Annotated in this window: 13 protein-coding genes and 1 pseudogene; 3 read left to right on the top strand and 11 right to left on the bottom strand. The window is 66.4% G+C overall.

The window, feature by feature from the left end:
• Positions 1-271 precede the first annotated feature (271 nt).
• A complete protein-coding gene (locus B1964_RS25395; protein ID WP_079931778.1) occupies positions 272-1,444 on the top strand; it encodes a serine/threonine-protein kinase in 1,173 nt (390 codons plus the stop codon).
• 27 nt (positions 1,445-1,471) lie between these two features.
• Here B1964_RS25395 and B1964_RS25390 read toward each other — a convergent pair whose 3' ends face one another.
• The 8 genes from B1964_RS25390 to B1964_RS25360 form a co-directional block, all read right to left on the bottom strand.
• Positions 1,472-1,756: a hypothetical protein gene (locus tag B1964_RS25390; RefSeq protein ID WP_079931777.1), complete on the bottom strand. Its 285-nt coding sequence runs from the start codon at positions 1,754-1,756 to the stop codon at positions 1,472-1,474.
• 159 nt (positions 1,757-1,915) lie between these two features.
• Positions 1,916-2,362: an SRPBCC family protein gene (locus tag B1964_RS25385; protein WP_079931776.1), complete on the bottom strand. Its 447-nt coding sequence runs from the start codon at positions 2,360-2,362 to the stop codon at positions 1,916-1,918.
• Positions 2,363-2,439: 77 nt separating this feature from the next.
• On the bottom strand, positions 2,440-2,574 hold the full coding sequence (locus tag B1964_RS31470; protein WP_290440739.1) for a hypothetical protein: 135 nt from the start codon (positions 2,572-2,574) through the stop codon (positions 2,440-2,442).
• Positions 2,571-3,104 (bottom strand): hypothetical protein, encoded by a 534-nt coding sequence (locus B1964_RS25380; RefSeq protein WP_253194189.1) that lies wholly within the window; start codon positions 3,102-3,104, stop codon positions 2,571-2,573. The genes B1964_RS31470 and B1964_RS25380 overlap by 4 nt, the downstream gene beginning before the upstream one ends.
• A gap of 68 nt (positions 3,105-3,172) precedes the next feature.
• Positions 3,173-5,809 carry a dipeptide ABC transporter ATP-binding protein gene (locus B1964_RS25375; RefSeq protein ID WP_079931775.1) on the bottom strand — a complete coding sequence of 879 codons (2,637 nt, stop codon included), beginning with the start codon at positions 5,807-5,809 and terminating at the stop codon, positions 3,173-3,175.
• Positions 5,806-6,771, bottom strand: coding sequence for an ABC transporter permease (locus B1964_RS25370; RefSeq protein WP_079931774.1), 966 nt, complete (start codon positions 6,769-6,771; stop codon positions 5,806-5,808). Before B1964_RS25370 ends, B1964_RS25375 begins: the two co-directional genes overlap by 4 nt.
• Positions 6,768-8,375, bottom strand: coding sequence for an ABC transporter substrate-binding protein (locus B1964_RS25365; RefSeq protein ID WP_079931773.1), 1,608 nt, complete (start codon positions 8,373-8,375; stop codon positions 6,768-6,770). The genes B1964_RS25370 and B1964_RS25365 overlap by 4 nt, the downstream gene beginning before the upstream one ends.
• A 122-nt stretch (positions 8,376-8,497) precedes the next feature.
• A complete protein-coding gene (locus B1964_RS25360; RefSeq protein ID WP_079931772.1) occupies positions 8,498-9,388 on the bottom strand; it encodes a LysR family transcriptional regulator in 891 nt (296 codons plus the stop codon).
• An 83-nt stretch (positions 9,389-9,471) separates the two neighbouring features.
• On the opposite strand from B1964_RS25360, the pseudogene mqo reads away from it, so the two are divergent.
• A pseudogene (gene mqo / locus B1964_RS25355) lies at positions 9,472-10,974 on the top strand (malate dehydrogenase (quinone)).
• A gap of 24 nt (positions 10,975-10,998) precedes the next feature.
• Here mqo and B1964_RS25350 read toward each other — a convergent pair.
• Positions 10,999-11,262 (bottom strand): hypothetical protein, encoded by a 264-nt coding sequence (locus B1964_RS25350; protein WP_253194188.1) that lies wholly within the window; start codon positions 11,260-11,262, stop codon positions 10,999-11,001.
• Positions 11,263-11,452: 190 nt separating this feature from the next.
• Between B1964_RS25350 and B1964_RS25345 the strand changes: the two genes are divergently transcribed.
• Positions 11,453-12,313: an aldolase/citrate lyase family protein gene (locus tag B1964_RS25345; RefSeq protein WP_079931770.1), complete on the top strand. Its 861-nt coding sequence runs from the start codon at positions 11,453-11,455 to the stop codon at positions 12,311-12,313.
• A gap of 41 nt (positions 12,314-12,354) precedes the next feature.
• On the opposite strand, the gene B1964_RS25340 is transcribed toward B1964_RS25345, so the two are convergent.
• Entirely contained in the window at positions 12,355-13,080 is a 726-nt protein-coding gene (locus B1964_RS25340; protein WP_079931769.1) for a class I SAM-dependent methyltransferase, read from the bottom strand.
• Between the two features lie 89 nt (positions 13,081-13,169).
• Entirely contained in the window at positions 13,170-14,549 is a 1,380-nt protein-coding gene (locus B1964_RS25335; protein WP_253194187.1) for an MFS transporter, read from the bottom strand.
• Positions 14,550-14,600: the final 51 nt, after the last annotated feature.

Below are 14,600 nucleotides of genomic sequence, written 5' to 3'. Positions count from 1 at the left end.
CGTCAGGGGTGACCGGGCCGTCTGTATGACCGACCCCGCCTCCCCGCACGGATTCGGCCGGTGCGATCGACGGTTCCCAACGAATGATGTTGGCGCCCTGCGAGTTCCGACCCGATTGGAGGACCGGCCGAAACACCCGGAACGGCGGTTGGGCGCTGGTTGCGCGAGTCCTGCCCGCGGCCGCGACACCGAACGGGTAGCGTACCGCGAGAAGACGTCCCGCCGGAACGAATCCGCTCGGCGCCCGGGCGAGCAGGAGGACCACCGCAGCATGCACGACCCCGCCGACCGCAGCGGCTCCGTTCTGGGTGACTACACCCTGCAACGATTGCTGGGCCGTGGTGCCATGGGCGAGGTCTACGAGGCCCGCGACTCCCGTCGCGGGCGCACCGTCGCATTGAAGTTGCTGTCTCCGCAGTTCGCCGGCGATTCCCTGTTCCGCGAGCGGTTCCTGCGCGAATCGCGGATGGCGGCGCAGTTGAGCGATCCCCACGTGATCCCCATCCACGACTGGGGCGAGATCGACGGATTCCTGTTCCTGGACATGCGAATCGTGGCCGGCGGCAGCGATCTGCGCAAGCTCCTCGGCGCGGGCCCGCTGGCACCCGATCGCGCCGTGTCGATCATCGAGCAGATCGCGCACGCCCTCGACACCGCGCATGCGGCCGGACTCGTGCACCGCGACGTCAAACCCGACAACATCCTCATCGACAGCAACGATTTCGCCTATCTCGTCGATTTCGGGTTGGCCCAGACCACCACCGATCCGCGGCTCACCGACACCGGCGCAGCAGTCGGATCGTTCGCCTACATGGCACCCGAACGCTTCGGTGCGGGCAACATCGCCACCCCCGCCACCGACATCTACGCGCTGACCTGTGTTCTCGTCGAATGCCTCACCGGCTCGGCGCCTTTCGGCGCCGGCGACCTCCAGGTCCTCGTCGCCGCACACCTCAACACGCCGCCGCCTATGCTGCACAGCCCCTTCGACGCCGTCGTCGCACGTGGGATGGCCAAGAATCCCGCCGAACGGTTCGTCACCGCAGGCGAACTGGCGCACGCCGCCACCGACGCCCTGGAGGGACGGATCGTAGCGGCACCGCCCATGCCCTCCGCACCGTCGATGCCGAATCCACCGGCGAGCGTCGGTGGGGTCGGCGCCGTGCCGACCCCACCGGCGGCGGTGAACCCGCACGTCACCATGGGCCGACAATTGCCGCCGGTCACCTACATCCCGCCGGTGGCCGGAGCGACCGGCGCACCGCAGATGGGAGCACCACAGCTGGGCTTTCCGGTTGGGCCGCAGCCGGTTCCGCATCCGCAATCCCAGGCTCGGGTGCCACCGCAGCAGAGCACCGGCACCCGTGTGGCCGTGATCGTGGGTGCGGCGGTCTTCCTCGCCGTCATCGTGATCGTCGTGGCACTGCTGGTCGCGCTGACCTGACGGGCCCTTTCGTCACCGACAGGTACGTCAGTAGAGCGACTTCACGCCGCCACAGTTGGCCGGGTACACCGCTGCGGTGCCGAACGGTGGCACCACCGCGAACGACGGATACTGGATTCCGTTGGGGCACTGATAGGTCCCGAACCCGATACCGATCTGATCACCGTAGTTGTGGCAGATCTGGCCGGCGCAGTGGATGTTCGGAGCGGCATCGGCCTGGCCGGTTCCGGCGGCGAGGGCGGTTCCCGCCGAGAGCATCACTCCGATACCGATTCCCGAGAGCGTGCGCACCATCGTCCGTCGAGCAGCCATGACATCCTCCCCGGGCGGGGCCCCTCCCCGACCACAGCGTCAGACTGCCACACATATTCGTTATGTTCAATCGCTGATGGCGACTATCGCACTGGATTAGTGTGCGCATCCGTTGCGGGTGACGTTGTGCCCGGTTCACGGGCACAACATCACCGGCAATCACTCGACGAGCGCGGCGAGCCGATCGATCGACGCCCGTAGCCGTTCCGGCGTCGTCGCCCGGGCACGCTCCATGCGTACCGGGTCGTCGAGTTCGGTCCAGTCGTAGGTATGGGTCCCCCGCACCGACGCGTCGTCGATCGGCTCGATCTCCCACCGCCACAGGTGGCCAGGACTCGGCTTGCCCGGCTCGTTGGGCTTCCACGCAATAAGGCGGTCTTCGTCGAATTCGACGATCCGGTTCTCGCGAACCTGACCGTTGGTCAGACGCATCGAGAACACATCACCCACGCCGTGGATGCGTGTGCCGTCGACGAGTTCGGCGAGGTTGTCGTTGCCGTCCCAGTCCGGCTGCCGCGCGGGGTCGGCGATCAACGCGAAAACCGTTGCGGCGTCGGCGTGGATGTCGCGGGACGCGGACCGGATGCGATCGTCTGCGGAGGTCACCGGTCGAGCCTAGCGTGGCCGCCGCGTCGGCGACACCGCTTCGATGGCGCTGGCCTCGCCGTGCCGTGAAGATCGGGTCAGAGTCGACAACTGAGTTCGACGGTGTCGTCGTGCTTGGCGGGTAGCCCGACGCCGACGTAGTCGCCGGAGTTGCGGACACGATCGAGGTATGTCGCCGACTCGGCGTGGGAGGTGTTGTCCGCCAGGATCATCGCGCCCGGTGCCAGCTTCGGCTCGAGGAGATCGAGGACCGGGACGTAGAGGTCCTTCCAGCCGTCGAGGAGCACGAACCCGATCGGCCCGGACACCGATTCGAGCGTGTCGCGGGCGTCGCCGGCCAGGATGGCAGATCGGCGAGTTGCGCCTCGGCGAAGGTCTCCTCGGCGGCCGAGACCTTCTTGGCACTGAGCTCGGTGGTGTAGAGATGTCCGCCCGCTGCCGGGTCGGCCAGGACGTTGTCGCGCAGCGCCGCGGCGAGAAAGAGCGCCGAGATGCCGTAGGACATACCGAACTCCACCACCACTGCCGGGCGCGCCGAGCGGATCAGCGAGTACGCCAGGATGCCCGTGTCCCGGGCGATCGCCATGTAGCGGTCCTCGGCGGCGTCGGCTTTCGCCTGTGGCGAGACCTCGGCGGGCGGACCCGCGGATCGCGGACCCGACGGACGCCCGCCCTGTGCGGCCTGCTCGTAGAGTCGATCGAGAATTCCGGATACCGGCTCGCTGGTCAACGTCGAGGTCATGGCTTTCACGGTAGGCGCCGAACCTGAACGTGTCCGCGTCTCTCTGTCAGCACCTTCCCGGCCGATTCTCAGGCGCGCTGCGGTGTCTCCGGCGGGATCGCCGCCAGCAGCTTGCGGGTGTACTCGGTTTCGGGATCGTGCAGAATCCGCGACGCCGGGCCATGTTCGACGACGCGACCGTCCTGCATGACCGCCACCGTATCGCTGATCTGCTCGACGACGGCGAGGTCGTGCGCGATGAACAGGTAGGTCAGATTCTTCTCCCGCTGTAGTTGCGCCAGGAGATCGAGTACCGCCGACTGCACCGACATGTCGAGTGAGGCGGTGGATTCGTCGAGGATCAACACCTGCGGGTCGGAGGCGAGAGCCCTTGCCAAACACACTCGTTGGCGCTGCCCGCCGGACATCTCATGCGGATAGCGACGCAGGAACGAGGAGTCGAGGCTGACGTCGGCGAGGAGTTGTTCGGCACGCGTACGCAGCGCTTCACGCCCGGACACCAGTCCGTGTGTGCGCAGCGGTTCGGCGATCGAGGCCAGCGCGGTCATTCGCGGATCGAGCGAGGCACCCGGGTCCTGGAACACCATCGCCACCTGCCGGCGCAGAAGCGCGGCGTCGGCGCCGCGGACCCCGACGGCGTCGATGGCACGTCCGTCGACGTCGACCTCGATGCTGCCGCGCACGGTGGTGCCCGCACCACTGGTGACGAGTCCGCTGAGCACGCCGGCGATCGTGGATTTGCCCGACCCGGATTCGCCGACGATGCCCAGTGTGGTGCCGGCGGCGACCGCGACGTCAACATCCCGTACCGCGTGCAGGGTTTCGCGCCCGGTACTGCGTCGCACCGTGAAGTCCACCCCGAGCCCGCGGACCGCGACGATCGGCGATTCCTCGGCCACCACCGCCGATTCGGGTTCGGCGCGGTCGGCGACCCGACTGAGCAGCGGTCGCGAATCCAGCAGTGTACGGGTGTAATCGTTACGCGGGTGCGCGAAGACCTCGGCGACCGCGCCGCTTTCGATCACGGCACCCGATCGCATCACGATGACGCGGTCGGCGATCCGGCCGATGACACCAAGATCGTGACTGATCCACACCACCGCCATTCCGCGCTCTCGCTGCAGGTCGGCGACGAGATCGATGATCTGGGCCTGGGTGGTGACGTCGAGGGCGGTGGTCGCCTCGTCGGCGATGAGAACGTCGGGGTCACACGCCAGTGCCACTGCGATCATCACGCGCTGACGCTGCCCGCCCGACAACTGGTGCGGGTAGGACCGCAGCCGCGTTTCCGGGTCGGGTAGGTGCACATCCCGCAAGAGTTTCAGCGCCCGCTCGCGGGCCGCCGACCGGCTGAGACCGAGGTGACGTCGGGGCCCCTCGGTCAGTTGTTCTTCGATGGTCAGCAGCGGATTGAGACTCGACGACGGGTCCTGGAACACGAATCCCACACGCGCTCCGTGCACCGACCGCAGCACCGCGTCGGAGGCGCCGATCACCTCGGTGTCGCCGATGCGCGCGCTACCGGTGATGTAGGCACTCGGCGCGTCGAACAGGCCGGTGGCCGAGAGCACCGACAAGGACTTGCCCGATCCGGATTCGCCGACGATGCCGAGGGTTTCGCCCTTGGCGACGCTGAAACCGACGCCGTGCACGATCTCCCTGGGGCCCACCCCGACGACGAGGTCGGTGACGGCCAGTACCGGGGCGGACCCGGCATCCTGGGGGCCGGAGTCGGCCGTGCTCGAGTCGTTTCGGCGACCGGCCGGTGGCGGCGCGGGTGATACGGCCGTGCGGCGGCGCGATCGCCGAGAGCCGCGGTTGCGCAGCAGGGTTCGCTGCCGTGGGTCGAGGACGTCGCGCACACCGTCGCCGATGAGGTTGAACGCGAATACCGTCAGCAGGATCGCCAACCCGGGGAAGACTCCCATCCACCAGGCGCTGGTGATGAATCCCTGGGCATCGAAGAGCATTCGACCCCAGGACGGTTCGGGCGGCTGCACCCCCAATCCGAGGAATGACAGGGCCGCCTCGGAGAGGATCGCGAACGCCAGCGAGATCGACGTCTGCACCACCACCGGGCCCGAGATGTTGGGCAGCACATGGGAGAACAGGGTGCGCGGGGTCGAGACCCCCATCGTCGTGGCTGCGGCGACGTACTGCGTCTGTCGTACCCGAAGGGTGTCGGCGCGCGCGACCCTCGCGAATATCGGGATGTAGACGATGCCGATCGCCACCATCGCCGAGGTGACGCCCGGCCCGAGGATCGCGACGATCGCGAGCGCCAGCAGCATCACCGGGAAGGAGAACATCACATCGACGATTCGCATCAAGACGGTGTCGACCACGCCGCCGGCAAATCCGGAGAACATGCCGAGGACGACGCCGACGATCAACGAGATGGCCACGGCGACAACGGCTACCCGCATGCTGACCGATGCGGCGAGAACCACTCGGGAAAACACGTCGCGGCCGAGGTCGTCGGTGCCGAACAGGTGCGAGGCACTCGGCGCGGACAACGCGTCGGGCACGTTGATGTCGTTGGCGCCGTAGGGCGCGATCAGCGGGCCGAAGATCGCGCACACGATGACCACGACGAGCACGATCACGCCTGCCACCGAAGCTTGATTGCGCAGGAACAACCGCCACGCCGAATCCGTCGACACCGGTGTTCCGGCCGGAGCGGCCGTGGGCTCGGTCAGGGTCATGAGAGCCGAATCCTCGGGTCGATGATGGCGTAGAGCACGTCGACGACGAGATTGACGATCAGGAAGATCGCCGCGATCAGCAGGATGGCGCCCTGCAACATCGGGTAGTCGCGGGCGGCGACGGAATCGTAGACGAGTTTACCCAAGCCCGGCCAGGCGAAGACCACCTCCACCACGATCACACCGCCGAGCAGCGCCGCGAGTTGGATACCGGAGATGGTCAGCACGGGCACCAGCGCATTGCGGCCGATGTGAGCGACCAGGATTCGGCGGCGACCGAGTCCCTTGGATTGCGCGGTGACGACGAAGGGTGCGTTGGCAGCCTCGAGCACCGCCGTGCGTACATACCGGGTCATGATGGCGCCGGTGACGGCCCCGACGGTGATCGCCGGTAACACGATGTGCTCGAGCCACGGCACCGATCCCGCCGACAACGGGCGATAGCCCGCCGACGGCAGCCATCCCAGTGCGGTCGAGAAGACGGCGATGAGCAGGATGCCCATCCAGAAGTCGGGGACGGAGATGCCGAACTGCGACAGAACGCGAATACTGTTGTCGGCGATCCGTCCTTCGCGCATCGCCGCCCACGTGCCCAGCGGGATCGAGATCACCAGCGCGACGACGATGGCCGACAGGGCGAGCGCGATCGTGGCCGGCAGTCGTTGCAGCAGTGTGGTGGTCACCGGTTCGTTGTCACGAAAGCTCACGCCGAGATCGCCGGTGAACACGTTGCCGATGTAGTGGACGAGTTGGGTCAACGCGGGCTGATCGAGACCCGAGGCGTGCCGCAGGGCGTCATAGGCCTGCGGGGTGTACCGGGTGCCCAACGCGATGCGCACCGGGTCGCCGGGCACCACCTGGATCAGCAAGAACACCACGATGATCACCCCGAGCAGGACGATCGCCGAGTAGAGCAGGCGCAGCAGGATGAAACGTGCCAGGGGCCAACCGAATCCGTTCATTGTCTGCGGCTCCTGTCCAGGCGCGCGTTGCGGAAGCGGATGGCCTTGTCCGAGCGCACCGTGTAGTCGAGCAATGCCGTGGTGTAGGCCTGGGTGGCCGACGGGTTGTAGAGGTAGAGGTAGCTGACGTCGTCGGCGATGCGGGTGGCGGCGTCGGCGTAGATCGACTTGCGCCGGGTGACGTCGAGTTCGGTGCGACCGGCGTCGAGGAGGCGATCGACTGCCGGGTTCGAATACTTCTGGGAATTGGACGTGCCGCCCGTGTGGTGCTGGGCGTAGTAGTAGTCGTCGGGGTCGATGTTGCCCAGCCACCCGAGGAGCAATGCGTCGAACTTGCCCTGGGACTGCCTGTCGAGCCACACCCCGAAGTCGAGTTGTTCGATGGTCACGTCGATTCCGACGTCGGCGAGATTGGACGCGACGACCTGGGCGGCGGTGACGGTCTCGGGGTACTCGGTGGTGACCATCAGGCCCATGGGCAGTGAGCGGTGACCGGCTGCTCGGAGCAACCCGCGCGCCTTGTCCAGGGCCGCGTCGCGTGTCAGGCCGGCGGTGTACCGGTCGTATTCGGTGAACCACGGACTCGTCTTGGGGATGGCGAGCTGGTTGGGGGTGGCGGTGCCGTAGCCGACGACCTGCGCTATCGACGGCCGGTCGATGGCGTAGGCGACCGCCTGCCGAATCCTGGTGTCGCCGAACGGTGCTTTCGCGAAGTTCATGGCCACGTACCAGTAGTCGTTGGCGACGACCGTGCCGACGGTGAGCGCGTCGTCGTTGCGCAGGATGCCGATCTGTTGTGCAGGAATGGAATCGGTCCAGTCGACCTCGCCGGAGCGTACGGCCGAGACCGCGGTGGTGCCCTGGGAGATGAAACTGAAGGCGACGCCGTCCACGTGCGGGCCGCCGGACCAGTGTCCGGGACGAGCCTTGAGGACCAGTGATGTTCCGGGCGAGCCGGATTCGTAGGCGAAGGGGCCGGTGCCGATCGGTCGGGTGGTGATCTCCCCGGATTCCACATTGCGGCGGTTCACGATCGCCATGCCTTTGAACCCACCGATGTTGGCGAGCAGGTTCGGGCTCGGCGATCTGGTCGTGAGGACGACGGTCTGCGCATCCGGTGCCTCGACGGTGGCGACGTTCTCCAATCGCCATGAGCTGGAGAGCTGTTGGTCGATGATCCGGCGATAGGAGTACACCACGTCGTTGGCGGTCAGCGGATCACCGTTGTGGAACTGCACCCCGGGCCGCAGGATGAACGTCCATCGGGTGGCGTCCGGGCTGACCTCCCAACGCTGGGCGAGGGCGGGCACCATCTGCAGTTGCTCGTTCGGCTCGACGAGGGTGTCGAAGACATTCTCGAGGATTTCGAAGGAGAAATACGAGCTGGTCTTGTGCGGGTCGAGCTGATCGGGCTCGCCTGCGATGGCCGCGCGAATGGTGTTGGGCGAGTCCGCCAATCCCGAACCGGCACTCGGTGCACACGCCGACAGAGCTGACGCCCCAACCACTCCCATGCCCGCAGCAGCCGACAACGACAAGAACCCGCGCCTGCTCAGCGGGGACGCGAACGCCGATGACCTGCACTGTTGGTGCGCATCGGCCATGCGGCACATTCCCTCCCGCGCCCGCCGGGCGCCCGTGGTCAGTGTTTCGCAGTCTGCCCGCCGTCGCCCGACTTGGCAACCCAACGCATTTCATATCGTGGGACGGCAACCCGGTAGCCGCACTACAGCGGGGTGGATCGAAGCGCCTCGCGCAGGAAGTCATGCAGCGTCGTCGTCACTGCGGTCTCGCCGGCCGCACCCACCACGAGTGCGACATCTCGCTCAATTCCCCCGATAGGCGCTATTTCGACCATTCCGGTACCGGCCATACCCCGCGGCAGCAATGAGATCCCCAGGCCGCGTGAGACCAGCTCGACGATCGAGGAGAACTCGGTGATCTCGATCGCGACCTGCGGTTCGAACCCTGCGGTCCGACAGATCTCCTCGGTCATTCGTCGCAGGTGGTAACTCGGTGGGTTGGCAATGAAGGTCTCTCCACTGAGCGCGCTGATGCGCAGACGTCGGTGATGAGCCAGCCGATGGTCGTCGGGAACGACGATCACGATGCTCTGGCGGCCGATCAGTCTGTGCGGCAACTTCTCCGGTGGCGGAATCACCACCGCGAGGTCGAGTTCTCCGGACTGCAGGTCATCCACGAGCGCCTGGCCGTGGGCCTGCTTGAGATGCAGGTGTACGCCCGGGTGCCGACGACGAAACGCGGAAAGGATCTCGGGCATCGTGCCTGATCCCAGCGTCAGCGGGTAACCGAATCGCACTGTCCCGCGGTCGGCGTCGGCCGCCGATACCGTGTCGGCCAACACCCCGGCGAGTTCACGGAGTATCGGCCGCATCCTGGTGGCGAGTTCGCGTGCGCGCGGGGTCATCGTGACCGTCCGCCCCTCTCGAACAACCAGGTCCATGCCGAGCTCCCGCTCGAGAGCGTGGATTCGGCGGCTCATCGATGACTGCGGGATACCCAGCGACGTTGCCGCGCGCGTCATATGTCCGGCCTGCGCGTCGAGTTCGTCGAGAGCCCGAAGGCAGGGCGCGAGCGCCTCAACCAATTCATCCATTTTCCGATCATATCGTGCCGAACAATCATTGGACGCATCGATCAGCTGCGGCCCACACTGAGCCGATACCACGGAAGGACATCATGTTCAGTCACCGATATCGCACCCTCGCGCCGACCGACATCCTCATGATCGGCGGCGGAATCATGTGTGCCACGCTCGCATCGATGCTCGCCGTTCTCCAACCAGATTGGCGGACAACCGTTGTGGAGCGTGGATCGGGCGTGGCCGAGGAGAGCAGCAATGCCTGGAACAACGCGGGTACCGGCCACAGCGGATACTGCGAACTCAATTACATGCCGGACCCCAACGATCCGGCGAACGCGGTCGGTATCGCAGAGCAGTTCCTGGCGACCCGGCAATGGTGGTCGTCCCTGGCCGACAATGGACTCGTCGACCCGTCCCGATTCGTCTCGGCAACACCGCATCTCGATGTGGTATTCGGAAAAAGCAACATCACCTATCTGCGGCGCAGGTACGAAACCCTGAAGCGGCAACCATATTTCGCCGGCATCGAGTACAGCGAAGACCGCGCGCAGATCGCGCGGTGGGCGCCGTTGGTGATGGCCGACCGCCACTCCGAGGAAACCGTCGCGGCAACGCGGGTCGCCGACGGCACCGACGTCGACTTCGGCGCGTTGACCCGCGAGATGTTCGCCGTGAGCACGCGCACCGGCGGCACGGTGCTTTGTGATCACGAGATCAGGACGCTGCGTCGGAATTCCCAGGGCGGGTGGAAAGCTCGCGGACAGACCTCTGACGGTGAACGATTCGAGATCACCGCGCGATTCGTCTTCGTCGGCGCGGGCGGAAAGGCACTGACGTTGCTGCAGCGCGCACACGTTGACGAGGTCCGCGGCTACGGAGTGTTACCGGTCGGCGCGGCGTTCTTCCGGTGCGCGAACCCGTCGGTGGTTCAACAGCATCGGGCCAAGGTGTACGGCCAGGCACCGCTCGGCGCCCCGCCGATGTCGGTTCCCCATCTGGACTAACGCGTCGTGGACGGCACGCCCTATCTGATGTTCGGCCCGTACGCCACCTTCAGCACCAAGCTTCTCGCACACGGCGCCTGGACCGACTTCTTCGCGACACTGCGGTGGCACAACCTGCGAACGCTGAGTGCCGCCGGCCGAGACAATCTCGCGCTGGTGCGATATCTCGTATCGCAGCTGATCGCCCGTGAGTCGACCAAATTCGCGCAACTCCAGCGCTTCTACCCCGGAGCCGATCCCGCCGATTGGGACGTGATCGCGGCAGGTCAGCGCGCACAGTTGGTCACCCCGGATGCGGATCGGGGCGGAGTACTGCGGACCGGCACCGAACTCGTCGTCAGCGCGGATCGATCGATCGCGGGTTTACTCGGCGCTTCTCCCGGGGCGTCGACCGCCGTGCCGATCATGATCGAGGTATTGCGGCGCGCATTCCCCGACCACTGGCGTGAGCTGTGGCACGAGGTGATGACCGCCGCCGTTCCCGCACAGTCGAATCCGCCGCGGACTATCGACGGGGTCCATGACGCACTTGCCGCCACCGCGCGTTCGCTGGGTCTCGACGGGCCTGGTGCTCAGGCCGGTGTGTCAGCGTGAGCCCCTGGACCCGGCGGGTCTGGCTCAGCCGATCAGCCAGGCGACGATGGCAACCGCACCGAGATAGAACAAAATAACGCCGACCACGAGCACCAGCGCGAACACCGTCGCCACCGGCATGACGCCCCATCGCTGTGACCACGTTCCGAGGTCGCCGGTATGCGCGAGTGCTACCGCGAGAAGCCCACAGCCGACAACGAACAACAACGTGCGGACGAGATACGCCCACGGCCCGGTGATTCGTGCCGATCCGATCGACACCTCCACACGTCTGTGTCCCCACTTCACGATTGCCCACCTCCCCTTGCCTGCACTTTCGGCAATCGGGGAGTTAGTCGACCGGATTGCCGGAATGAGCACGCGAAAGTGACCGAGGTCTCATCCGCACGTCGGTTCGGATGGTGAACACAATGACAACAACCTTGGCCGACAGGCGTCGGCGCGCAACCATGGGCACGTCAACGGAAAGGCAGGACACATGGCGTTCGACACCACCGCTTCGACCCTCGACCCGACAGCCCGCCCCGATCTCGACATCGCCCGCAGCTGGCTGCTGACCCCGGCAACACCCGACCAGCCCGAGCTGATCGACGCCGCACTGCGATCCGACGCGGATGCGGTCATCCTCGACCTCGAGGACGGTCTGGCCGCCGCACTCAAGCAGGCAGGACGGAAGGCAGTCCGCCGATTCCTCGGCTCGACAAGCGCCTGGGTGCGTGTGGCCCAGACGGGAACCCCGGATTGGGCCGCCGACATGGTCGTTCTCGCCGGGGCATCCGGGCTGCGTGGCGTCGTTCTCGCCAAATGCGAGAGTCCCAACGATGTGGCGGCAACAGCCGGCCGTCTCGGCGTTGGTGTGCCCGTGGTCGCGCTGATCGAGTCCGCAGCCGGGGTGGAAGATGCCACCCTTATCGCCCGGCACCCGTCGTGTGTGCGCCTGGCCTTCGGGTCCGGCGACTTCCGCCGCGATACCGGTATGGCCGATGATCCGATGGCCCTTGCCTATCCGCGAGCTCGCCTGGTGATCGCGTCTCGGGTGGCCGGGTTACCGGGGCCGATCGACGGGCCCACGCGGGCAGCCGACGCCGACGACCTGCACGCCGACACCACACATGCGGCGTCGATGGGAATGACCGGCCGGCTGTGCCTTCGTCCCGACCATGCCGGGGTCATCAACACCGTGTTGAGTCCCACCGACACCGAGCTCGCGCATGCCCGTCGCCTCATCGACCATCTCGGTGATGGACAGCACGTCACCGACGGCAGCGATCTTCCGAATCTGGTGCGAGCCAAGGCATTGGTGGCCCGCGCCGAGCGCCTCGGCATGGCCGTGCTCTGACGCTGCACCGCCACACGAGCGCGGTCACTCCGGTCCGCGAATCACTTCGGCCGCGCGGCGGTGACCGACGTCATCGCCTCCCACGGCCCGCCGAACCAACCGTTCGGACCGATCCGTCGGACATTCACCTCGACCATGCCCAGTTCACGTAGGCGTTGGGCGTATTTGCCGACGCTGCGAATGTCTGCGATACAGAGACGCCCTCCCGGTCGCAGGACCCGCGCCGCCTCATCGATGGCACGCAAGCGCTCCTGGATGCCCGAAATATTGTGGATGGCAAGGGAGCTCACGACGACGTCGAACGACGCATCGGGATAGGGCAACGAACGCAGATCGCCGGTATCGAGTGTGACGCGGTCACCGACGCTCGCGGCTTCGGCGTTCATGTGGGTGCGCGTCTGGTCATTGCCGCTCTGGTCCACCGATCGCCATAGATCGATTCCGGTGGCCGAGCCCGAGTCCAGCCGACGAGCAGCCGCGACCAGGACCGCGCCGCGGCCACATCCGAGATCCAGTACGTGCTCGGGTCCCTGTAGGCCAAGCCGGTCCAGTAACCCGCTCCACACTTGATGTTTCCCGATGAGCGTCGTGTACAGATACATTGCCGTTTGGGCCAAGAAGAACAGTCCGATCACGACCAACCAGACATTGGATCCGACGATGCCGAGTACGACGAGGACGACCGTCGCCGCACCGAGGACGATCGGAACATAGATGGCGTCGATCCCGTAGCGCAGGGCGGGGCCGGACGGCTCTCGTTCGCTCATGAGTGGACGCTACACCCGAGTTTGGCCGATGCGCGGCGATGGCAGAGTCCGCTGCAACCGAGTCCACGCCGTCGCAACCCGTTGCCCGCTCAAGCCGGCTCGGCGGACTTCGTGGGTAGGCGAACCTCCGTCTCTTCGGCCATCGCCCGGTCGGCGTCGCGCATCGGTAGGGCGAACAGCAGTAACAGCGCGACAAGCGATCCCAGCCCCATGATCCCCGACACCTGGAGCAGACTCTGGTCGCCGAGGACCTGGAACATCAAGCCCGCGAGCAACGGCGAACTCGCCGCACCCAATCGTCCGACGCCCAGGGCGATTCCGGTGCCGGTCGCTCGGGCGTATGCCGGGAAGCACCGTGCGAACGCCGAGTAATAGCCCACCATGGCCGCATTGGTGAACATCCCGGCGAGCAGCGCGCCGACCTGCCAGCCGAGCAGGGTGTCCTTGCCCATGCCGAAGGCAAAGACCAGCAATGCGCCGAGAATCAGGGACAGTGCCAGCGGGATCTTGATGTCCCACCAGCGCATGGCGATTCCGAAGATGAGACAGCCGATCGCTCCACCCACGTTGGCCCAGGTGAGTACGCCGGCCGCCTGTGCGGGCGAGTACCCGAGGTCGGCGACGATCTGGGTGGCCCACTTCAACACGTAATAGAAGGTGATGGTGTGGAAGGTGTAGCCGAGCGCGAGCAACACGGTGGTGCGCCGTAGACCGGGCTTGCGCAGCAGATCCAGAGCCCGTGGCTTCTCGGCTGCGGTAACGCGTTTGGGCAGAGCGTCGATGAGCGGAAGCTGCAGCGCTTTGAGGCTCCGGTTGATCTTGCGCACCGCGTCGTCGGGGCGTCGTGCTGCATAGTAGGCGGGGGTCTCGGGCACGAGCAGCAGCACCAGCGGGATCATCACCGCAGACACGATGGCACCGAACACGAAGACCGAACGCCAGTCGAAGGCCACCAGCAACCAGTGTTGCGCCACCAGACCACCGATCACCGCGCCCACCGGGTAGCCGACGACCATCGCCGACATGGCGATGCTGCGGCCCTTGGCGCTCGACGTCTCGGCGGTCACCGCGTTGATCGCGGCGAGCATGCCGCCGATACCGAGGCCGGTGATCAGCCGGACCGCCACCAGGAAGGCGACCCCGTCGGCGGTTGCCGCGAGGAACATGCCGACCGACATCACGCTCAGACACAACAGGATTGCCGGTTTGCGGCCGAGTCGGTCGGCAAGTCCGCCGAGCACGACGGACCCGATGCCCATACCTATCAGCTCTGCGGACAGGATGACGCCGAGCTCACCCCGGGCGATCCCCCAGTCCTTGGCGATGCCCGGCGCCGCGAAAGCGCTGGCGAGGACGTCGAATCCGTCGAGCGCATTCAGGACGACCATGAGTGCCACGCAGATCCATTGTCGAAATCTCATGGGGTGTTGTTCGACGACGAGTCGGGGGTCGAGGGTCGCAGTAGACATGACTGTTCTCCATCGGTCGTGGTGGGCGAAAAGGGTTCCAGGCCCTGGCGT

Source organism: Gordonia sp. i37 (genome assembly GCF_002043085.1).
GTDB lineage: Bacteria > Actinomycetota > Actinomycetes > Mycobacteriales > Mycobacteriaceae > Gordonia > Gordonia polyisoprenivorans.
Note: the sequence above shows the minus strand (reverse complement) of the source record. Positions and strands in the feature narration are given on the sequence as shown.

Excerpts from the sequence above, each read along its gene's own strand:
- B1964_RS25395 (WP_079931778.1), top strand. The coding sequence starts at position 272 with ATGCACGACCCCGCCGACCGCAGCGGCTCCGTTCTGGGTGACTACACC.
- B1964_RS25390 (WP_079931777.1), bottom strand. The coding sequence starts at position 1,756 with ATGGCTGCTCGACGGACGATGGTGCGCACGCTCTCGGGAATCGGTATC.
- B1964_RS31470 (WP_290440739.1), bottom strand. The coding sequence starts at position 2,574 with ATGATCCTGGCGGACAACACCTCCCACGCCGAGTCGGCGACATACCTC.
- B1964_RS25380 (WP_253194189.1), bottom strand. The coding sequence starts at position 3,104 with ATGACCTCGACGTTGACCAGCGAGCCGGTATCCGGAATTCTCGATCGA.
- B1964_RS25375 (WP_079931775.1), bottom strand. The coding sequence starts at position 5,809 with ATGACCCTGACCGAGCCCACGGCCGCTCCGGCCGGAACACCGGTGTCG.
- B1964_RS25370 (WP_079931774.1), bottom strand. The coding sequence starts at position 6,771 with ATGAACGGATTCGGTTGGCCCCTGGCACGTTTCATCCTGCTGCGCCTG.
- B1964_RS25365 (WP_079931773.1), bottom strand. The coding sequence starts at position 8,375 with ATGGCCGATGCGCACCAACAGTGCAGGTCATCGGCGTTCGCGTCCCCG.
- B1964_RS25360 (WP_079931772.1), bottom strand. The coding sequence starts at position 9,388 with ATGGATGAATTGGTTGAGGCGCTCGCGCCCTGCCTTCGGGCTCTCGAC.
- B1964_RS25345 (WP_079931770.1), top strand. The coding sequence starts at position 11,453 with ATGGCGTTCGACACCACCGCTTCGACCCTCGACCCGACAGCCCGCCCC.
- B1964_RS25340 (WP_079931769.1), bottom strand. The coding sequence starts at position 13,080 with ATGAGCGAACGAGAGCCGTCCGGCCCCGCCCTGCGCTACGGGATCGAC.
- B1964_RS25335 (WP_253194187.1), bottom strand. The coding sequence starts at position 14,549 with ATGTCTACTGCGACCCTCGACCCCCGACTCGTCGTCGAACAACACCCC.